This is a genomic window from Stenotrophomonas oahuensis, assembly GCF_031834595.1.
GTDB lineage: Bacteria > Pseudomonadota > Gammaproteobacteria > Xanthomonadales > Xanthomonadaceae > Stenotrophomonas > Stenotrophomonas oahuensis.
Map to the genome: position 1 here is coordinate 3,530,561 of NZ_CP115541.1, position 19,245 is coordinate 3,549,805.

Consider the following 19,245-nt stretch of genomic DNA (forward strand, 5'->3'; position numbering starts at 1 on the left):
TGGGGCAATTGATGATCGTTCGCGGTGCAACGTAGAGCCGGGCTTGCCCGGCTGCTCTCCGCGACCAACCCATCACCCATGCAATCCCCCAAAGCCGCCCCCATATCCAACCCGTTACAATCCCTTTCTGAACATCCCCCAGGAACCTGAATGAACGTCACCGTCGCCGAAGGCGTAACCGTAGGAAACCGTCTCCCGTTCGTCCTCTTCGGCGGCCTGAACGTCCTGGAAGACCTCGACTCCACCCTGCACGCGGCCGAACACTTCACCACGGTCACCCGCAAGCTGGGCATTCCCTACGTCTTCAAGGCGTCCTTCGACAAGGCCAACCGGTCCTCGATCAAGTCCTTCCGTGGCGTCGGCCTGGAAGAAGGCCTGCGCATCTTTGAAGAAGTGAAGCGCCAGTTCGGCATTCCGGTCATCACCGACGTCCACGAAGTGGCCCAGGCTGCCCCCGTGGCTGAAGTGGTCGACGTGCTGCAGATTCCCGCCTTCCTCGCCCGCCAGACCGACCTGGTGGTCGCCATCGCCGAAACGGGCAGGGCGGTGAACATCAAGAAGCCGCAGTTCCTCAGCCCCACCCAGATCAAGCACATCGTCAGCAAGATCCGCGAAGCCGGGAACGAGAACATCATCCTGTGCGAGCGCGGTTCCCAGTTCGGTTACGACAATCTGGTGGTCGACATGCTCGGCTTCCGCGAGATGATCGAGTCCACCGGCGGCCTGCCGGCCATCTTCGATGTCACCCACAGCCTGCAGCGCCGCGACGCCGGCAGCGAAGCCAGTGGCGGCCGCCGCCGTCAGGTGGCCGAACTGGCCCGTTCCGGCATGGCGCTGGGCCTTGCCGGCCTGTTCCTGGAAGCCCATCGCGACCCGGACCACGCCCGCTGCGACGGCCCCAGCGCACTGCCGCTGGCCGCGCTGGAGTCGTTCCTGACCCAGATCAAGGCCGTGGACGAGCTGGTCAAGGGCTTCCCGGAGCTGGATATCCGCTGATTCCGGCGGGTTTGCGGGGTGGCCAGCCTTGGTCACCTCGCTGAATGCAGGTATCCTTATATGCGGGGCCGGTGCAATGCCGGCCCGTCACGCATCGGCGGTATGCTTCCGCCCGCATGGCCCCGTAGCTCAGCTGGATAGAGCGTCCCCCTCCTAAGGGGAAGGTCGCCCGTTCGAATCGGGCCGGGGTCACCAGTTACTTGGTTCGTCACCTCGGTAAGCGACTACGGCGCGAATCTCTGCTCTGCGGCTTTCGACTCGATTCTGCTCATGCGACTGGAAGAGCGCTTGATAGGCTTCAACTCCGACAATTATCGGGGAGGGCAGCGAATCCTCGGGAGTACGGGCGAAACTTGCGTGCGCCCCGCTCTTACATCGGTGGCCGTCGAGATCTTCAGGTTTGGTCCATCAATAGGCCGATTGGGCTCTGCGAGGACTCCGTTCAACCGCGCAATAGACCACGGCCTTCTGCGACGTGTCGCAAGGCGGCGACCTCGTCGAGCATGATTAGATCGTCAATATCTTCGCCTTGTCGATCCTCTTCATCCATTGAGTCCCACTCATCCCGATCCAACACATCGTCCACCAAGCGGGCAACCGTTGACGCCGCCGCGGCGGGTTTGAGCGGACTATTGCCGACCATCACATAAGCAGAGCAGTGCTTGGCCTTGAAGCCGTCAGCGGAGGCGAGCGATACCCACGCGCCGCGCCCGGAAAGCAGGGTGTCGGTCAACACCATTCCTCCAACGTGAGTGGTGCTGTCAGCCAGCTCCGCGATGATAGCGTCGTTGGCGACGAGGTCGCCCGTGACGACTAAGTTCTGCCCATGGCCGGTAATGAGCTGCTGACACCGCAGACTTCCAAGCACGATCAGGGCTCCATGGTCGTGGGAGCCCGTGGCAACAACGACATTGCCTTCCACTTCGAGGTCACCGTCAATGAGCATGAACTGCGCATTTGGCCTCCAAGCGGTGGTTGTCGCGCACCGAACCGCCGGCACGATGGTCCAAGCATCCCCCACCTCAAAGAGTTGCTTTGCCAAGTCTTTGGTTGCCCCGTCAGGCAGGGCCTCAAGCCGTTCAAACGTGATCCTTTCGTCGCCCATCTTCAAATTCTCCATTTTCTTGCTTAAACCAGCTTTGCACGGGGCACTGGGCCCTGGCCGGTTAGTCTAAGCCAAAGAACCAATACTGAGGGGGGCATGGATTTTAAGGAGCTGTAGACGCTCCCTAGGCCTACGTCACGTTCCCCTCGCCGTCGCTACACCGATGATCAGAAAGCCCAAGCCGTCATCCTGGTTGAATCCATCGGGCCTACCGCCGCTGCCCGGCATCTCAACGTTGCTGTTAAATCGCTGGCGAACTGGCTCTAAGCCTCGCGTGCGAGTCAGCCGGGCGAGATGGAGGTGGTACGCAAAGCAATTGCGGAGCGGAGGTCAGTTGTAAGTCGCCCACTCCTAAGGGGAAGGTCGCCCGTTCGAATCGGGCCGGGGTCACCTGATTCCTTCAGGCGACCTGAAGTCTTCATCGATCTTCAGCGTCTTGCTGGAGAGCGAGTGGAAGTCGTCGGATCGACGGTAGAAGGCGCGGCAGAGTTGCCACGGGTCGTCCATGTCTCCGAAGTTCGCCGGCTAGGGAACGGAGAAGCCTTGCTCGAGCCGCCGCTCTTATAGATGCAGAGGGTTCTGGGGCGTCTCCAAACGGCGAGGAATTCAAGGCGCGGAGCCGCAACTACTGGCGATTGCGACACTCCGGTAGGGCTGACTGAAAAATGGCGGGCCTGACGAACTCTTGGCGAGAATGTGATGCGGTTGGCGCTTTCTCACGCTGTATTCGACATTTTTGATCCGATTGCGTCGCGTCGTTGGCGTTTCTCGCCATCTCCGAAATATCATGCGCGGAAGCCTGCTTCACATCGCGTGAGTGATTTCGCAAGGTGTGTCCAGGGAGCCTGACAGCTCTACATAGGTAACGCTTGAACGTCGTATGCCGGGAGGGTGGCGAAATAGAACACCTCCGAGGAAATACGCCGCGCCGTTCCTATGTACGGTTGTCAGCCTCCCGGCTTCCTCGTCATTTCGACGGGGGAGAACACTCTTGACGAGGTTACATATGACAGTTTCAAGCTCCGATAACAACGGCAGTAACGGCAGCGACAACAAGCCCAAGGGCCGGCTCTACTTCACCAAGCCCGACACTCTCCGAGTGAGGGCCATCCAGGATCCGACCGGGAAGCGCAACCTGGCCAGCAACCGCATCCCCTGCCTGTGGCTGCGCGGCATGTGGATGTCCCGGGTTGGCTGGGAGGTGGGCAGCCGGCTGGCGATTGAATGGAAGGAGGACTGCATCATCCTCCGCAACATGAAGGTCTGACATTAACGGCTTAGCCACCCCGGTTGGCGGTGTGCGCATGGCGCGCAGTGTGTATGCCGTCAATCGGGGAACAGCCGGCCGAAGGCGGCTCAGCGATCGGCTGCCAAGTTGTGGAGGTGCCTATGTCCCCAGAATTCCTTCCGATTGATCTCGACGCTCTTAAGCTAGCGTCCGCTGCCCAGCAAACATCTGCAGAGCAGGGTCCGATGATCTCGTTGTCCAAGTCCTCACTGGACGAGCTGATGAGTATCGCCGGCGTGACCGGCTATGGGCTGTCTGGCGACAGAGAGTTGGTTGTCTACGTGGTGGCTGATAGCGTCATCGACAACCTCCCCGAGCGCCTTGATGGCCTGAAGATCCGGGCTGAGCAGACCGGCACGATCAAGACACTGATTGGGGGTTGAGGGCGGTTCGCGTCAATCTCTTCCGTGAGCAGTGCTGGTGCCGTTGGCCGACGTGCATGGAAGTCGGCATACAGTCTCATGACGTGCGCTGGGCGAAGGCTACAGTCCGCCCATGCACATCCCAGACATCGAATTCCTCGCACCGGTATCCGACCGGTCTGACCCCACCAAGCTCGCGCCGAGCTTCGGGCATCTGCTGCTTCGTGACGAGCGAACGCCTGAGGAGCAGTGGGCTGCCATGATCAGAGAGGCTGACCGCCGGAAGGGCCGGAAGCGAAGTCGTTGGTGGGAGACGGGGTGAGGCGGGGTGAGGCGGGTGTTCCTGCGTTTTTTGGTCATGCCCTATCGAACGTTTGGTTGCTATCGGCGGTCGACTGTCGTGCGACCCTACCGGAGCCATTTCCGCGTGCGTGTTATCAGGGCAGGTTTCCCGTGCCCGCGAGCGGATCGGTATCCGATGGTGCGTTGCCATAGCCAGGTCGGTGTGTGGGTTCGAAGAGAGGTCGGGGTGTGCCGATCTGCGAGAACATCGATATCGAGCGGGACAAGTACACGATCGGACGGTCATGGCTACTAGTCTGTTCTGAATGATTTACGTTGGTGCGCTTCGTGTCTGCGCGTAGGCTCGTTTCCGGCACATCAGTCTCACTGACACAAGCGCAGAGTCGATCCATCGGCCTCATGGTGACGCCGAGTTCGGAGAAGATCATGACCAATCAGAACCAGCAAGGACAGCAGAACCAGCAGGGCCAGCAGGATCGCCAAGATCAGCGTCAAGGCCAGCAGCAGCAACAGCAGGATCAGAAGCGCGAGCGCTCTGGTCAGCAGGGTGACCAGGAAGAAGAGTGAGCTGGATTCTCGTGATGGGACAGAAGCCCGGCCATTGGCCGGGCTTTCGTTTGACCGGTGTTACGGGTGTTTTGCCGTGTGACGGGAAGCGACTTCTGCAGTACATCGAAGGGTCAGATCTTGTCTGTGACTTCCGCGAAGAGTTGATTGCTGATGCCTTGCCGTGAGCCGCAGGCGGGGCACGTGATGACGACCCCGCCATCTACGGTTTCCAGTCCCTTCCCCGGGCGCGCGCGTAATGTGGTGCTGCAGTTGAGGCATTCTGCGTGCAGTTGCTGCACATTTGCGCATTGGTGAGGGTAGGCGGGTGCTGGAGCCTGTGCGTGCAGGATGTTGAATCGACCTGTGGTTGGCATGGGCGGGCGGGGTGTGGGGTTGTGAGCATTGAAACCCGAGCGCTGGATGGGTGAGGTCAATTGTTTGTGACGTGGGTGTGTTTGGTGCACCAGTCGTGCGGAGAGATGGTTGCGTTCGTTGGTCATGCCCTACCGGGCGGTGACGTGTTATCGGCGGTCGACTGTCGTGCGACCCTACCAAGGCAGGTTAGCGCACGGTTGGAGTGGGGCGAGGTTCGCGCAGAGTTGGGGCCGGAGCCCGGTCAGCGCAGTTGGGGCGCGCGGAAGATGTGGTCGCGGGTTAGTGGGGCGAGTTCCAGGTCCCCGGGGTCCTTCGGGTTGATCCAGGCGATTTCTTCCAGTTCTGCTTTGGGGCGGACTTCGCCGGTGTGGCTGAAGGTGTACACCTGTGCGGTTACGGTGCTGCCGCGTTCATTGACGGCAGGGGCGCTGAACGTGCCGATGAAGACTGGCAGTGTGGGGGCGATGTTCAGGCCGAGCTCTTCGTCCAGCTCACGGCAGAGGGCCTGGATGGGGTCTTCGCCGGGCTCGATCTTGCCGCCGGGCTGGATGAAGGCGTGTGATCCCTTCTTTCTTACCACCAGCACTTTGCCGTCATCGCGGGAGATGACGGCTGCTGCGATCCGGATAACGTCTGGGGACATTGGGTGCCTTGTTCTAGGTGCGAGGAACGATAGTCAGGCTCCAGTTTAATAGCGCGGGCAAGTGGGGCCGACCCGCGCTGCGCGAGAGTGTCCGTATTTTTGTGTTCGGGCGACGTGGGCTGCCCTGTGACAGCCCGGCTTCTTAGTACGGGCTCCGGATAAATCGGTCCCCGTAAAGTACGGCAAATTGGTTCATCGCGTTCTTCCAGCCGTGGCTGGTGCCTCCCCAGTTGGCCGTGATGTTGCGCAGCCCCAGCCAGATCAGCTTGATCGCCGCCTCGTCAGTTGGAAAATGCCCTCGGGTTTTGATGACCTTCCGCAGCTGCGCATTAACGCTCTCGATGGCGTTGGTGGTGTAGATGACACGACGGATCTCAGGTGGAAACGCGAAGAAGGGTATGACGCGATCCCACGACCGTCGCCATGCCTGGGCCACCGAGGGGTAGCGCTTGCCCAGCGGCGAGCCCTCCAGCGCTTCCAGGGCCTGTTCGGCGGCCTCTGCGTTGATGGCCTGGTAGACGGGCTTCAGCTCGGCTGCGAGGGCCCTTCGATCTTTCCAGCCGGCGTAGTCCAAGCTGTTACGGATGAGATGCACGATGCAGGTCTGGAGAGTGGTCGCTGGATAGACCGCCGCCAGCGCCTCGGGCATGCCTTTAAGGCCATCGGTCACCGCTATCAGTACGTCCTCCACGCCGCACGTCTTGAGGTCGTTGAAGACCTTCATCCAGAACTTGGCCCCTTCTGTGTTCTCGATCCAGATGCCCAGGATGTCGCGACTTCCATCAGGTAGAACGCCTAATGCCAGATAGATCGCTTTGTTGCGCACTACGCCCTCGTCACGCACCTTGACGCGCAGGGCATCAAAGAACACCACCGGATACATCAGCTCCAGCGGACGCGTCTGCCACGCCGAAATCTCTTCCAGAACCTCGTCGGTCACCGAGCTGATGAAGTCCGCCGACACGTCTGTTCCATACTGTTCAGACAGAAACGCGCGGATGTCGCGGACGCTCATTCCGCGCGCGTACATCGCGACGATCTTGTCGTCAAAACCAGTGAAACGCCGCTCGTGCTTGGGAATCAGGATGGGCTGGAAGCTGCCATCCCGGTCCCGGGGAACGTCCAGTCGCAGGGGGCCATCCTCAGTCAGAACGGTTTTGCTGGACGTTCCATTTCGCTGATTGCCGGTCGATTCCGGTCGCTCGCTTCCGGGTGGGTACCCCAGGTGATGGCCCAGCTCGCCCTTCAGTGCCCGCTCAATCAAGGCCTTTTTCAGGGCTGTGGTGATGTCCAGGATCTCGCCCGCGGTCGTCGCTCCGTTGGCAAGCTGCTCAACGAGCTCGGCAGGCAGGGTAGGCAGCTGACGGGCAGCGGCCTTGGCGGTCTTTTTCTTGGGTGGCATACATGATCCTTTTCAACATGTTATGCCCGAACACAAAATTCCTGACAGTCCCCGCTGCGCTCATCCGGCCTTAGGCATCAACGCCTCTGCGTCCTTGCCGGCTGCAATGCGCATTGGGGCACTCGGGTCGGTCACCGCACGCCAGACCGCTTCGGCCACATCCTGACCTTCGGTAATCGGACCGCTGCTGTCGCGGAAGCTTGCAAACACCTTCTGTGCAAACTCGCTGTAGGCGTTCTGGTCATCCATCCGAGGGACTGCCAGCGCATTGGAGCCGAACTGCGTGCTGGGCGCTCTGCCAGGCAGTACCAGGCGTACGCGCACGCCGAAGGGTTCCACTTCAATCGCCAGCGACTCGGTGAGGGCGTTCACTGCGGCCTTGCTGGCAGAGTAGACGCCTACCAGCGGCAGTGGCTTCAGCGTAACTGAGGAAGTGACGTTCACGATCACGCCTTCGCCTCGGGCGCGCATCTGCGGCAGCACGGCCTGGGCGACGGCCAGGGTGCCGAGGGTGTTGGTCTCAAACAGCGTGCGTGCGGTTTCCTGCGTGGTGAGTTCCACCGGCACCGCCGCGCCCACACCGGCGTTGTTGACCACGGCATCGAGCGGCCCGGCGGCTTCGATGGCGCGGGTGATGCTGTCCGGGTCGGTGATGTCCAGGGGCAGTAAGCTGAGGCGGTCGGAGCGGGGCAGGAGGTCTTCGCGCGGTGTGCGCATGGTGGCCACCACGTTCCAGCCGCGGTCGAGGAAGAGCTTGGCGGTGTCCAGGCCGAAGCCGGAGGAGGTGCCTGTGATCAGTACGGTGGGCATCCGGTGTTTCCTTGATGGGTGGGGGAAACCCATGTTCACCGGTTGGGGCTGGACGGTATATGCTGAGGAATCTCTCATTCTTCGTAGATCGTCCGGACATGGCAGATCCCCTGGCCCAGGTCGTCTCCCTGCTGCATCCCACTGCCCGCTTCTCCAAGCGGGTGGAGGGGGCGGGAGAGTGGTGCGTGCATCGCGAGGGTGAGGGTGAGCCTTTCTATGTCGCGTTGTTGGCCGGGGAGTGCCGGCTGACGGTGGACGATCAACCACCGCTGCATCTGCAGGCGGGCGACTTCGTTCTGGTACCTGCGCTGCGGTCCCTGTTCAATTGCAGCGCCGGGGCGGGCGTGGACGCCTTGCCCGAGCTGCCGGTACGGCTGGGTGACGGATGGTTCCGCGTGGGTCGGCAGGAAGGACCGGCGGAGGTCCTGATGCAGATCGGGCATTGCCAGTTTGAGTCGCCGGATGCGCCCTTGCTGGTGTCGCTGCTGCCACAGGTGCTGCATGTGCGCGGTGTGGAACGGCTTGCGACGCTGGTGGAGATGGTGGGTGATGAGTCGCGCTCGGCGCGGCCTGGACGCGAGGTGGTGCTGGAGCGGCTGTTGGAACTGCTGCTGATCGAGGCGTTGCGGAGTGCCGCGCAGTATTCCGATGGAGCGGGGCTGGTGTATGGGTTGGCCGATGACCGGCTGGCCGGGGCGCTGCGGGCGATTCATGAGCGGCCCGAGCATGCGTGGACGGTGGCTTCGTTGGCGGTAGAGGCGGCGTTGTCGCGGTCCTCGTTCTCCGCGCGTTTTACCCAGGTGGTGGGGGTTGCACCCATGGAATATGTGCTGGCGTGGCGGATGGCGTTGGCGAAGCAGTTGCTGCGGTCGCAGGCGTTGACGCTGGAGCAGGTGGCGGAGCGGGTGGGGTATGCGAGCGCGGTGACGTTCAGTGCGGCGTTTGTGAGGCTGGTGGGGGTTGCGCCTGGGCGGTATGGGCGGGTGGGGAGCTAGACGCTGCGTGATGGTGGCCGTGGTGGGCTTTGGTAGAGGCGGTCGTAAGACGCCTGCCGATAACGGTTGTGGGTGCCTTAACGCAGGGAACTCTGTCGGACGCGCTTCTGCGTTGGATGTTCATGCCCTATCGGGCGTTGAACCGTTATCGGCGGTCGACTGTCGTGCGACCCTACCAAAGCGGGCCCGACAGAATCAAAGCTTGTAGCCGCCGCTCGCTTCGATGACCTGGGCGGTGACCCAGCGGCCTTCATCAGATGCGAGAAAAGCAACGACGGCGGCGATGTCCGAGGTTTCGCCGAAGCGCCCCAGCGCGGTATCGGCTTCAATCGCCTTCACCATGTCCGCATTCTCGCGGACGGCGGCGTTCATGTCCGTTCGCGTCCAGCCGGGTGCGACAGCGTTCACCGTGATTCCGCGCGGACCCAGTTCCATCGCCAGCGCATGGGTCAGGTTGTTGATGGCGGCTTTGGCCATGGAGTAGATCGGAACTGCCGGCAATGGGCGCGTACCCAGACCGGAGGACGTGTTGATGATCCGGCCACCATCGGAAAGACGGCTGAGTGCGGATTGAACAATGAAGAACGGAGCGCGGGCATGCACCGCGAACATCGTGTTCCAGGCGTCTGGCGTTGCATCAGCAAGGCCGCCCCAGCCTGAGTTGCCAGCGTTGTTCACCAGGATGTCGAGCGTTCTGCTGCCCTTCCGTTCTTCCAATTCACGGTCGAGTGCGTCGAACATGACTGGGATTGCCGCTGTATCGACCAGATCAGCCTGCAACGCGAACGCGCTCCCGCCGTTGCGCTCAATGGTCGTAACGATGTCGTCGGCACCTGCGCGGCTTGCGTTGTAAGTGATGGCGACGGTTGCGCCTTCTGCTGCGAGCCGTTCCGCAATGGCGCGGCCGATCCCGCGCGATCCGCCTGTGACCAGCGCCGTTTTGCCACCAAGTGACATTGACATGAGTTTCTCCTCAGTTGAAAGGTATCGGGCACCCGTGAGAGGGTGCCCGACCCACGAGCGTTACTGCTTGACCGTGTCGGCGCTGGCCTGTTCGAAGAACAGGGCAACGTGGATCTGCGGCATGCCTTCGAATGTGCCGCCGATCGGGGAAGGACGCACCGCTTCGGAAACGAGCTTTGCCGCCTCTTCCTGCGTCAGCGGTTTGCCGGGCCGCTGGTACGCGCGCCGGGTGTCCTCGTCGGTGGCTTCGAGCGATACCTTGGGCGCATAGCGCCAGAAGTAGATGTCCGTGCTGGGCTCGATACGCCAGCTGTCGGCGAGCGAGCCGGCGTCGATGGTGTCGTAGCCGATATTGCCGAGGAAGGTGCTGACAGCCTGCTTGGCCTCCACTTCGTCGCCGGCCACGGGCAAGGTGGTGCGGTTGGCATCGCCCTTGGGCGCGGCGTTGGCCTGCATGTGGATCCAGCTCAGGTTATGAAGGCCTTTGACGACCTTGGCCCCCTTGAGATGACGGGCGATGAGTTCGCTGGAGGTGAGCTCGCCGTTGTCCAGATCCTCACGGCGGAAGTCGCCAAGGCCGGGATAGTAGTTCGTCTGATCGAGGACCACCTTGCCGGCGAATGCATTGCCGGGCAGCTTCTCGAAGGCGGCAATCGGAATCGAAAGGGTGACAATATCGCCAGCGGCGATCGCATCCTCGACGCTGCCGGCACGCGCCAGCGGACCCAGGCTTTCGACCAGTTCCGACAGAGAATCAGGCCCGCGGGAGTTGCTGATCACGACGTTGTACCCGGCGGCAACCGCCAGGCGCGCAACGGCCTTGCCAACCAGGCCGGTGCCGATGATGCCAATGGTGTGTTTCATCTTGCATTCCTTCTATGTGGCGGAGGGACCGCCGACAGCTTTCGGGGGACGCGCGGCTGAGCGCGGCGCGGTGCGAGCAGGTCGATCTGCCGGGAAGGCGGCGACGTGTTGCACGGAGCGCACTATGGACGTAGGCTCATTAGTGATAAATGGGCCGATATGACAAAGACTGTTGTCCATGAATACATCAATCGATCTGCCGGAGATGCGCGTCTTTGTGGCAGTTGTGACCGACGGTTCCTTCACCACGGCGGCGGATCGGCTGGGCACCGACAAGGCGCGCGTCAGTCGAATCGTCAGCCGTATGGAGAAGAAGCTGGGGGCGCAGCTGCTTAGCCGCTCAACCCGCCGTCTCAGCGTGACGGAGGTCGGGCGTGACTACTTCGAGCGCGCGATGTCCATCCTGACCGCCGCCGAAGCCGCCGAGGCGGCAGTGGCACAGCAGTCCAAGGAGCCGAAGGGCCTGCTCAAGCTCACCGCCGGATCCGAATTCGGCACCATGGTGGTCGACGACTGGATCGCTGCGTTTCTGAAGATGGCCCCGAAAGTGAGCGTGGAAGCGGAATACACCAACCGCCTGGTCGACATCATCCATGAGGGCTTTGATGTCGCCATCCGGGTGGGCGTGCTTGAAGATTCCGGGCTCTCCGCGCGCAGACTGGGCGAGGTTTCTTACGGTCTGTATGCGGCACCAGGCTACGTGAGAGACAGTCCGGTGATCGCGACCGTGGCAGACCTGAAACGTCACAGTCTGATCATGAAGACGACGCGCGGGCGCTCCAACTGGACGCTGCTGAACGGCGAGAGCATCGAGAAGATCACAGTGTCTCCGCGCTGTGCCGTCAACAGCACGATTGCGGCGAGAAACCTCGCGCTTTCAGGGCTGGGTGTCGCGCATCTGCCGCGTTTCATGGCGGACCCTTTAGTGACGGCAGGGGCGCTTTCGTGCGTGCTTCCTGGCTGGGCGGAAGCGCCGGCACCAGTGCACGCGGTGTTCGCTTCGAGCCGCTACATGGACCCGAAGGTGCGGAGCTTTGTCGATCTGTGCCTGGGCGCATTCAAGGCTGGCGGGTAACCCTGGATGGGCGAGGGCGTTCCCGAGGTGTGACCTGGTAGAGGCGGTCGCGAGACGCCTGCCGATAACGGTTGTCGGTGCTTTAACGCAGGGACCTCTGTCGGAGGCGCTTCTGCGTTCAATGCTCATGCCCCACCGGGCGTTGAGGCGCTATTGGCGGTCGACTGTCGTGCGACCCTACCAGCACCAGCACCCGCACCCGCAATGTCCGTTCGTCATCTTCAAAGGTTGCGTGATCTGGACATTCCAGGTCTGAACTCAATCTTCAGGCGCGTCATCGCCTCGAGCTCCTCGACGGCCGGTTCGTACACATCGGTATCAAAGCCCTCCACATGGATCTCGATTGCACGGCGCTCCGGTTGACCCGAGATTCCCGTGACGTCGGGGATGAGTGCGTAGATGACGGGAGCGCTTTTCGCCAGTACCTGACTGAACTCCTCGTCGGTGTATGGCTGTCCGGATTCAAACTGGACCCTAACCGGGGTCCCGGCAACGGTGATCACTTGGTCAGGTTCAACTGCAGCACCCTTCAATCCGATGCGCAGGTGTTGATCGGGATGTGCCTCAATGGAGAGAAACGCAATGCGTTCGGCGTACTGGGTGCGGAGCCTTACGATATGTGGATCAAGTTCTGCCTGAACTCGAAGTCGGCTTTGCGCTTCCTCAAACGAAACGCCCGCATCAAGCATGTATGCCCTCGTGGCGACATCGTCTTCAATGTACGGCGGTGCTGAAATGGCGCTGCCTGATACCAGCGCCGCAGCGAGTATCGTCAGGACAGTTATTCTGATTCCGGCGCGGTGACGCCGTCCAGGTTCTTCCGGATGAATGTTGTTCATTGCCCTCGATCCTTGATGGGATGGCCTTTCGTGCCGCGTGTGTACTCCAGGAAGAGACTATACGGGATGCTGCTGCGGAGCTCGATTCCGTCAGTGTGTGGACGTATGGTCGGCTTCGGGGAGGCGGCTGCGTTCAGCGGTCATGCCCCACTGCGCGTTGGGCCGTTGTCTGCGGTCGACTGTCGTGCGAGGCTACCAAAGCGGAGCGGGTCGGCGTAATACCCGGTCGCGCACAATCACTCTGAAGGTGCTGCCATGCGCGTACGGAAGCTGTTGGTCATTGCTGCCATCTGCGGGTCTGCGTCTGGGTGCCAGACGTTCCTGGAGACGCCATCCCCCTTCGACGGGGAAGAGGTGATGGAGGTAAGAGGGGTGGTGGAGGTCTTCACCGGTGGCCATGGCGGCGGCGGATTGGGTTTGATCAAGGCCGACGATGGGCGTTGCTATGATCTGGCACTGCCGAAAGAGGTGGTGCGCAACCGTCGGCGCTGGAATCAGAAGGCGGTGGTTCTGTCCGGCGAGTTGCAGTTTCGACCTGTCCTGAGCATGCCCGAGATGATGTGGTTTGAGATCGGGGATCGGAAGGTGGATGGGTTGGGGTGTTCGGAGGACATTATTTATGTTCGCTCGATCAGGCGGGTGAAGGGCTGAGGTTTGCGGGGGCTCTGTTTGGAGCGCGCCTGCGTTCGTTGGTCATGCCCTATCGCGTGTTGAGCGGTTATCGGCGGTCGACTGTAGTGCGACCCTACCGAAGCCACTTCACCTGGCTACACCTTGTGGAGGGTTCGTTGAAGCCGGAAGGCCGTCACGCGGTTGCGGCGTATAGTGGAAGCACTTCCCGGTCCAGATGCTGCCAGCGGCCTTGCGCAAAAACGTAGCGCGTCTGTGCGCGCTCCCTTGGCGGTACCGGGGCCTCCAACGGCGGCTTGGTCGGCGGCGGATCGCGCTCCGGCGGCGCCTCATTCGGCGGATCTTCGCGGGTGGGCTCTTCCGGCGGCGGCGCTTCTACCGGCGGGGCAGTGGGTTCGGGCGTCTGGGGCGGCGGCGGCACCTGCGCGCGCAGGGCCTGGAGGGGGGATTCGATCTGCTGCATGGGCAATGCGGGGGACGGGGACAACGTGATGGTTTCACGCTGCATGTCAACGCAAGGCGATAGCGCTGCGTAAGGGTCATGACGACACTGCGGTGAACACCCGAGAGCATCTGCTGCACGCGGTGCCTACATGCTGGTCACGACGTTCGCATGCAGGGGTGGGTATCTAGGAGCTTTGTTCCTGGAGATGCTCATGCCTCGTGTGACAGGGAAGGTGCCCTGATGATCGCGGTGCTGCACGAAACGACCCCGGCACGGGCCGGCGACCCGGTCGAAACAGCTGCCCGCGGCTGGGTGGCCAAAGTGCCCGCGCTACCCATGCCAGGAGGTGGCGACACGCTCGGCCGCTGGCAGGCGCTGGCGCACATGGCGGCGCAGGACCTGTGCCTGGTGAAAGTACTGGAAGCGCATTACGACGCACGCGCCATTCTGCTGGCCCTGGCACCCGAACGCCTGCCGCCGGCACAGGCGCTGGGTGCGGTGTGGGCGGCGCACGGTCCGCAGGAAACCCTGCAGCTGGATCCGTGCGGCCGCACGCTGAGCGGCAGCAAGCCGTGGTGCTCGGGTGCAGGCTGGGTGGACATCGCTTTGGTGACCGTACGCGACGAGGAACGCACGCGGCTGTTCCTGGTGGATGCGCGCCATCCCGGGCTGCAGTTCGACACCAATGGGTGGGTCGCAACCGGCATGGCGCGCATTCCCAGCGGCACCGCGCATTTCAACCAGGTGCCGGCGGTGGAGATCGGGGCCAGCAATGCCTATCTGGAAAGGCCGGGCTTCTGGCACGGCGGGGCCGGTATTGCGGCGTGCTGGTATGGCGCGGCGGTGGCGTTGGCCGAGCCGCTGCGCCGTTCCGAGCGTTGCGCGCAGCCGGGCGTCGCTGCCGGCCTGCTGGGCGAGGTCGACATGCACCTGGCCAGCTGTGCCGCACTGCTGCGCGAACTGGCGGCACAGATCGATGCCGAACCGCATGCCTCCCACCGCATGGCGGTCATTCGTGTGCGCAGCGTGGTCGAGCGGGCGTGCATGCACACACTGGATCTGGTCGGGCGCGCACTGGGGCCGGGGCCGATGTGTCTGGACACCTTCCATGCGCAGCGCTGGAGTGACCTGACGGTCTTCATCCGGCAGAGCCATGCCGACCGGGATTGGCAGGAGCTCGGCGCGTTGTGCCACGCGGAGGAACACCCATGGCGTCTGTAAACAAGCCCGCCATCAATGCCGATGCAGAACTGCGTCGGATTGAAGGCGACGGTGTGCCGGAGCAGGCGTGGCGCGAGTCTGCCTGGCTGCGTGAGCTTCCAACAGAGGACCCCGAGCATCTGTTCGCCGGTGTGCAGCGTCTGGTGGTGGTATCCCCGCACCCTGACGATGAGGTGCTTGCGTGCGGCGGGCTGATGGCCAGCGCGCATGCCTCCGGGCGCGAGGTGCTGGTGATCTCCGTCACCGATGGGGAGGCGTGCTATCCGGATCAACCGGACTGGCCGCCCGAGCGGCTGCGCGATGCCCGGCAGCTGGAGCTGGACCGGGCGCTGGAGCGCCTGGGGCTGGCGGAAACGCCGAGAATTGCCTGGCATGTAGGCGATGGTGCCGTGGCCGCGCACGAAGCGGACCTGCAGCGGTGGCTTCGTGCGGTACTGCGGGACGGAGATCTGCTGCTGGCACCGTGGCATCTGGACGGGCACCCGGATCATGAAGCGGTGGGGCGCGCGTGCGCGCAGGCAGCGGCGGCATGCGGTTGTGGGCTGCGCGAGTATCCCGTGTGGGGGTGGCATTGGCTCGACCCGGCGGTAGCACCCCGTGTGTGGGAGGGGGCTTCGCGATTTGCACTGGCCCCTTCGCTGCTGCTGCGGAAACGTCAGGCCATCGAGGAATTTGTGACCCAGACCGGAGCCGTGCGCGAGCTGACCGCTCCGCCGATTCTTCCGGAATACGTGCTGCGGCGGTTCCAACGCGACTACGAGGTGCTGCTTTCATGAGCAACGTCGCCTACTTCGATCATGTCTACGAAAATGACGACCCGTTTGGCTACCGCACGCGCTGGTACGAGGTGCGCAAGCGCGCGTTGTTGCTGGCCAGCCTGCCTTCGCCACGCTATGAGCGCGGCTGGGAACTGGGCTGTTCAAACGGCGTGTTGACCGCAGAGCTGGCGCACCGCTGTGCGCAGCTGCACGCCACCGACCTGAGTGAGGCAGCCATTGCCACCGCGCGCGCGTCGCTGGCCGACCAGGACCACGTCACCCTGGAATGTGCGCAGCACCCGCAGCAGTGGCCGGAAGGTCGCTTCGATCTGATCGTGTTCAGCGAGATCGGATACTACCTGTCACCCGAACAGATGCGTGACATGGCGGGGCGGCTGTGTGGGAGTCTTTCCTTTGATGGTGTGCTGGTCAGTTGCCATTGGCTGCACGCGTTCGATGAGGCGCGCTGCAGTGCAGACTTCGTGCACGCCCAGTTCGACGCGCGGCTGCCTCAGCTGTTCTGTTACCGCGATGAAGACCTGCTGCTGCAGGGCTGGTCGCGGATGACCACCTCCGTGGCCGCGCGCGAGGGGCTGCGATGATCACGGCTATTGTGCCCGCTCACAACGAGGCGGCGCTGATCGGGTCCTGCCTGCAGTCGCTGCAACAGGCCGCAGGGCACCCTGCGCTTGCGCGGGAAGAAGTGCGCATACTTGTCGGGCTGGACCGGTGCACCGATGGCACCGAAGCGGTATGCATGCGTTTCGGGGTAGAAACCGTCTTTGTGGACGCCGGCAATGTGGGGGTGGCGCGTGCGCGCCTTGCTGAAGTGGCCGTGGCGCAGGGGGCGCGATGGATCAGCTGCACCGATGCGGACACCACCGTGCCGCACGACTGGTTCGTGGCGCAGTCGGCCTGCACAGCGGATGCATTCTGTGGCGTGGTGCAGGTGGAGGACTGGGAGGATTTCAGCCCGGCTGTACGTCGGCGCTTCGCCCGCAGCGAACGCGCGCGCAACGGCCACCGGCATGTGCACGGGGCCAACATGGGTTTCAGCGCTGCTGTCTACCTTCGCAGCGGCGGGTTCCAACCACTGACATGTGGAGAGGATGTGGCACTGATCGACGCGATTGAGCGCGCAGGCGGCAATGTGGCACGGTTGGGAGCCCCGCGTGTTGTAACCAGTGCACGGAGACAAGCCCGTACTCCGAACGGATTCAGCCACTTCCTGAAGTGTCTGGAAACGGGCGTGCCGGATTCCTCCGCTGCCGGGGGCGTCTTGATCCCTGAATGGGCCTGACCGTGGCACCGGTCGATCTCATCGGTTGGGCAGCGACCTTGGTGCTGGTCGTCACGCTGTGGCGGCAGATCTGGAAACAGTGGCAGGCCGACGGAACAGAAGCCGTTTCGGGCTGGCTCTTTGTAGGGCAGATCACCGCCTCGCTGCTGTTCATTCTGTACAGCGCACTGCTGAAATCCTGGGTATTCGTGGTCACCAACAGCCTGGTGTTGCTGACCGCAGTAGCCGGTCAGATTCTGGCTAAGTTGAAGCAACGAAGAAACACCAGGTGATGTTCAACCTGTGCATCGTATACATCTTGAAGACATTCGTTTTTCAGCAGGAATACAAGGCTTAACCATGTGATTTGAAGGTCACGCGGACTTCATTTGCAATCGGGAAGAGTGAGTCCACCCAAGACGGGCCATCCGCGAAATACATCCGCGAAACAACAGGAGCAGATACACGTGAGCACCCAGTCCAACACCGAGCACACCCTCAACGACCTGATCGAAATCGCCCGCGACGGCAAGGACTTCTACACCGAAGCCGCCGGCAAGGTGAAGGACGCCGAGCTGTCCGCGCTGTTCACCCGCATCGCTGGCGTCAAGTCTGAAATCGTCACCTCGCTGAGCAGCACCGTGGTCGCCACCGGTGGCGAGCCGGCCAAGCACGGCACGATGGTCGGTTCCATGCAGCAGTTCTACGGCAAGGTCCGGGCTACGCTCGGCGACACCCAGTACGGATATGTGGCCGAGCTGGAAGAATCCGAAGATCGTCTGCTGAAGGCGTTCAAGGACGCCGCCACCGATAACGATCTGACCCCGGCAGCGCGCCAGGAAATCACCCGCTTCCTGCCGACCGTGCAGGAAACCCATGCGGTGATGCGCGACCGCAAGCACGCCATGAAGCACTAAACGCTGCACTAAGTGCTGTTAGCACTTGAGGAATGCCCCGGCCCAGCCGGGGCATTTTCTTTTTCCAACCCCTGCGGCGCAGATGGGGCATACTCGAACGACATCCTTACTGGAACTGCCATGGAAAGCATGCGCTGGCTGACGCTCCGCCTCGGCCACAACCAGTCCATCGGGCCCAGGCAGCTGCAGGATCTGTGGGCTGCAGCATGTGAGACCAACCATTCGTCGGTTACTCGCGAGGCGCTGGATGGCAAGCCGGTTGCCTACGCGCTGCATGCACCGGTTTCTCTGGGTTCGCCCAAACGCGCGGAGTTGCGCATGCGGCGGCTGCTGGAAGATGCAGGCTACAGGTTTACGCTGGGAACGTTGGACGATCGGCCACCGGTAACGCCCATTCAGCGGCGCTGAGCGCCGATCAGCCGGCCGGGTACACGGCCAGCACATCGCAGCGGTCGCCGATGCCCATGGAGGCGCGCGGCAGGCCGGAGCTGCGGTTGATGAAAGAAAGATCCTCGCCGGTCGCATCGCCGCCACCTGGAGCGTTGGCCTGCGAGATCATCACCACCACGTCGCCGGGGTTGCCACAGATCAGACTGGTGCCGAAGCCGGAGCGGAACTGGATGGCGGGCGAGTGCATCAGGGCGCGGCAGTTGGCTCCCACTTCCACCACATACTCCCTGTTGCCGCCGGAGCGCTTGGGGTTGGTCTGCACGGTGAAGCCCTTGATGTTGTCACCGTAGCTGCGCACGTGGCGGGTGTCGAAGCAGTACGAGGGGGAGCCACGCAGGGTGCGCTTGGATTCTTTGACGTTGACGGCGGCCAGGGTGGCGATGCCGCCACGGTCGGCCTGGCGGGCTTCCTCGGCGAAATCCTTGCGGGTCATCTGTTCAACGGAAGCAATGCCGCAGTCCTTGCCATCGGCTACGACACGTTCCTGGCCGGTGCCGCAGACCCAGCTTTCCTCGGCGAGGATGCGCGGGTTGGGAGAGGCCATCAGGCCGGGGCAGTTCTCTTTGAAGGTCACCTTCCAGGTGGATTGGTCGGCGGCCCGGAGGGAAATATGGGTGTCGCTGACCTGGTTCATTTCGCGCAGGCCGCGCGCGTCCATGCAGTTCGGGGCCGGGGCCACGCGATTGGGCGAGTTGGACGGGAGTGGGGTGGTGGCGGTTTCGGCGCTGGCGAGTGGGGTGGCGGCGAGGGCCAGGGCCAGGGCCAGCAGGGTGGAGAGGCGGGATTTCGTCATTTCGGCACTCCTTTGCTGTACGGGACGGTTTGGAATATAGCACCGGGGGTTTTGGGGGAGGTTACATAAGAGTATTGGGGCTGCGCTAAGAGCAGCCGGGCAAGCCCGGCTCTACGAAAGCGCGGCTTCGGCGGGTTGTTGGACGTGCGGGGATCCGAGTCTTCGTTGCACCGGGTTGGCGGA

The 19,245-nt window shown here is 62.7% G+C and carries 24 protein-coding genes and 1 tRNA gene; 16 read left to right on the forward strand and 9 right to left on the reverse strand.

Going from position 1 to position 19,245, the window contains the following annotated elements:
- Positions 1-150 precede the first annotated feature (150 nt).
- Positions 151-996 (forward strand): 3-deoxy-8-phosphooctulonate synthase, encoded by an 846-nt coding sequence (gene kdsA, locus PDM29_RS15805; protein ID WP_125359844.1) that lies wholly within the window; start codon positions 151-153, stop codon positions 994-996.
- A 118-nt stretch (positions 997-1,114) separates the two neighbouring features.
- Positions 1,115-1,191: transfer RNA gene (locus tag PDM29_RS15810), tRNA-Arg, on the forward strand.
- Positions 1,192-1,438: 247 nt separating this feature from the next.
- Here PDM29_RS15810 and PDM29_RS15815 read toward each other — a convergent pair.
- Positions 1,439-2,116, reverse strand: coding sequence for a hypothetical protein (locus PDM29_RS15815; protein WP_311191017.1), 678 nt, complete (start codon positions 2,114-2,116; stop codon positions 1,439-1,441).
- A gap of 991 nt (positions 2,117-3,107) precedes the next feature.
- Here PDM29_RS15815 and PDM29_RS15820 point away from each other — a divergent pair.
- The 4 genes from PDM29_RS15820 to PDM29_RS15835 all read left to right on the forward strand — a co-directional run bounded on the left by PDM29_RS15820 (position 3,108) and on the right by PDM29_RS15835 (position 4,788).
- Complete coding sequence (locus PDM29_RS15820) at positions 3,108-3,368, forward strand: SymE family type I addiction module toxin (protein ID WP_311191018.1); 261 nt, start codon at positions 3,108-3,110, stop codon at positions 3,366-3,368.
- A gap of 122 nt (positions 3,369-3,490) precedes the next feature.
- Entirely contained in the window at positions 3,491-3,772 is a 282-nt protein-coding gene (locus PDM29_RS15825; RefSeq protein WP_311191019.1) for a hypothetical protein, read from the forward strand.
- A 708-nt stretch (positions 3,773-4,480) separates the two neighbouring features.
- Positions 4,481-4,621 carry a hypothetical protein gene (locus tag PDM29_RS15830; protein WP_311191020.1) on the forward strand — a complete coding sequence of 47 codons (141 nt, stop codon included), beginning with the start codon at positions 4,481-4,483 and terminating at the stop codon, positions 4,619-4,621.
- Positions 4,618-4,788: a BLUF domain-containing protein gene (locus tag PDM29_RS15835; protein ID WP_311191021.1), complete on the forward strand. Its 171-nt coding sequence runs from the start codon at positions 4,618-4,620 to the stop codon at positions 4,786-4,788. The genes PDM29_RS15830 and PDM29_RS15835 overlap by 4 nt, the downstream gene beginning before the upstream one ends.
- Positions 4,789-5,219: 431 nt before the next feature.
- Here PDM29_RS15835 and PDM29_RS15840 read toward each other — a convergent pair whose 3' ends face one another.
- From PDM29_RS15840 to PDM29_RS15850, 3 genes are all read right to left on the reverse strand, one after another.
- Positions 5,220-5,621, reverse strand: coding sequence for an NUDIX hydrolase (locus tag PDM29_RS15840; RefSeq protein ID WP_311191022.1), 402 nt, complete (start codon positions 5,619-5,621; stop codon positions 5,220-5,222).
- A gap of 142 nt (positions 5,622-5,763) precedes the next feature.
- Positions 5,764-7,023 carry an IS256 family transposase gene (locus PDM29_RS15845; RefSeq protein ID WP_311191023.1) on the reverse strand — a complete coding sequence of 420 codons (1,260 nt, stop codon included), beginning with the start codon at positions 7,021-7,023 and terminating at the stop codon, positions 5,764-5,766.
- 60 nt (positions 7,024-7,083) lie between these two features.
- Positions 7,084-7,833, reverse strand: a complete 750-nt coding sequence (locus PDM29_RS15850) for an SDR family oxidoreductase (RefSeq protein ID WP_311191024.1) — start codon at positions 7,831-7,833, stop codon at positions 7,084-7,086.
- A 98-nt stretch (positions 7,834-7,931) separates the two neighbouring features.
- On the opposite strand from PDM29_RS15850, the gene PDM29_RS15855 reads away from it, so the two are divergent.
- Positions 7,932-8,828, forward strand: coding sequence for an AraC family transcriptional regulator (locus tag PDM29_RS15855; protein ID WP_311191025.1), 897 nt, complete (start codon positions 7,932-7,934; stop codon positions 8,826-8,828).
- 195 nt (positions 8,829-9,023) lie between these two features.
- Here PDM29_RS15855 and PDM29_RS15860 read toward each other — a convergent pair whose 3' ends face one another.
- Together PDM29_RS15860 and PDM29_RS15865 are read right to left on the reverse strand one after the other, a co-directional pair.
- A complete protein-coding gene (locus PDM29_RS15860) occupies positions 9,024-9,791 on the reverse strand; it encodes an SDR family NAD(P)-dependent oxidoreductase (protein WP_311191026.1) in 768 nt (255 codons plus the stop codon).
- A 60-nt stretch (positions 9,792-9,851) separates the two neighbouring features.
- Positions 9,852-10,655, reverse strand: coding sequence for an NADPH-dependent F420 reductase (locus PDM29_RS15865; RefSeq protein ID WP_311191027.1), 804 nt, complete (start codon positions 10,653-10,655; stop codon positions 9,852-9,854).
- 178 nt (positions 10,656-10,833) lie between these two features.
- On the opposite strand from PDM29_RS15865, the gene PDM29_RS15870 reads away from it, so the two are divergent.
- Entirely contained in the window at positions 10,834-11,730 is an 897-nt protein-coding gene (locus PDM29_RS15870; RefSeq protein ID WP_311191028.1) for a LysR family transcriptional regulator, read from the forward strand.
- Positions 11,731-11,951: 221 nt separating this feature from the next.
- On the opposite strand, the gene PDM29_RS15875 is transcribed toward PDM29_RS15870, so the two are convergent.
- A complete protein-coding gene (locus PDM29_RS15875) occupies positions 11,952-12,569 on the reverse strand; it encodes a hypothetical protein (RefSeq protein WP_311191029.1) in 618 nt (205 codons plus the stop codon).
- A gap of 255 nt (positions 12,570-12,824) precedes the next feature.
- Between PDM29_RS15875 and PDM29_RS15880 the strand changes: the two genes are divergently transcribed.
- The gene (locus PDM29_RS15880) at positions 12,825-13,220 is read left to right on the forward strand and encodes a hypothetical protein (RefSeq protein ID WP_311191030.1); all 396 of its coding nucleotides are present in this window, start codon (positions 12,825-12,827) and stop codon (positions 13,218-13,220) included.
- 154 nt (positions 13,221-13,374) lie between these two features.
- On the opposite strand, the gene PDM29_RS15885 is transcribed toward PDM29_RS15880, so the two are convergent.
- Complete coding sequence (locus PDM29_RS15885; RefSeq protein WP_311191031.1) at positions 13,375-13,707, reverse strand: hypothetical protein; 333 nt, start codon at positions 13,705-13,707, stop codon at positions 13,375-13,377.
- Between the two features lie 177 nt (positions 13,708-13,884).
- Here PDM29_RS15885 and PDM29_RS15890 point away from each other — a divergent pair, with 177 nt between their 5' ends.
- The 7 genes from PDM29_RS15890 to PDM29_RS15920 all read left to right on the forward strand — a co-directional run bounded on the left by PDM29_RS15890 (position 13,885) and on the right by PDM29_RS15920 (position 18,227).
- Entirely contained in the window at positions 13,885-14,865 is a 981-nt protein-coding gene (locus PDM29_RS15890) for an acyl-CoA dehydrogenase family protein (protein ID WP_311191032.1), read from the forward strand.
- Positions 14,853-15,641 carry a PIG-L deacetylase family protein gene (locus tag PDM29_RS15895; RefSeq protein ID WP_311191033.1) on the forward strand — a complete coding sequence of 263 codons (789 nt, stop codon included), beginning with the start codon at positions 14,853-14,855 and terminating at the stop codon, positions 15,639-15,641. Before PDM29_RS15890 ends, PDM29_RS15895 begins: the two co-directional genes overlap by 13 nt.
- Positions 15,638-16,225, forward strand: coding sequence for a methyltransferase domain-containing protein (locus tag PDM29_RS15900; protein ID WP_311191034.1), 588 nt, complete (start codon positions 15,638-15,640; stop codon positions 16,223-16,225). The genes PDM29_RS15895 and PDM29_RS15900 overlap by 4 nt, the downstream gene beginning before the upstream one ends.
- Complete coding sequence (locus tag PDM29_RS15905) at positions 16,222-16,923, forward strand: glycosyltransferase family 2 protein (RefSeq protein WP_311191035.1); 702 nt, start codon at positions 16,222-16,224, stop codon at positions 16,921-16,923. The genes PDM29_RS15900 and PDM29_RS15905 overlap by 4 nt, the downstream gene beginning before the upstream one ends.
- A complete protein-coding gene (locus tag PDM29_RS15910) occupies positions 16,914-17,195 on the forward strand; it encodes a hypothetical protein (RefSeq protein ID WP_425508679.1) in 282 nt (93 codons plus the stop codon). The genes PDM29_RS15905 and PDM29_RS15910 overlap by 10 nt, the downstream gene beginning before the upstream one ends.
- Before the next feature lie 174 nt (positions 17,196-17,369).
- A complete protein-coding gene (locus PDM29_RS15915; protein WP_311191036.1) occupies positions 17,370-17,819 on the forward strand; it encodes a PA2169 family four-helix-bundle protein in 450 nt (149 codons plus the stop codon).
- Positions 17,820-17,939: 120 nt separating this feature from the next.
- Positions 17,940-18,227 (forward strand): hypothetical protein, encoded by a 288-nt coding sequence (locus tag PDM29_RS15920; RefSeq protein ID WP_311191037.1) that lies wholly within the window; start codon positions 17,940-17,942, stop codon positions 18,225-18,227.
- Between the two features lie 7 nt (positions 18,228-18,234).
- On the opposite strand, the gene PDM29_RS15925 is transcribed toward PDM29_RS15920, so the two are convergent.
- Positions 18,235-19,062, reverse strand: a complete 828-nt coding sequence (locus tag PDM29_RS15925; RefSeq protein ID WP_311191038.1) for a DUF6491 family protein — start codon at positions 19,060-19,062, stop codon at positions 18,235-18,237.
- Between the last annotated feature and the right edge of the window lie 183 nt (positions 19,063-19,245).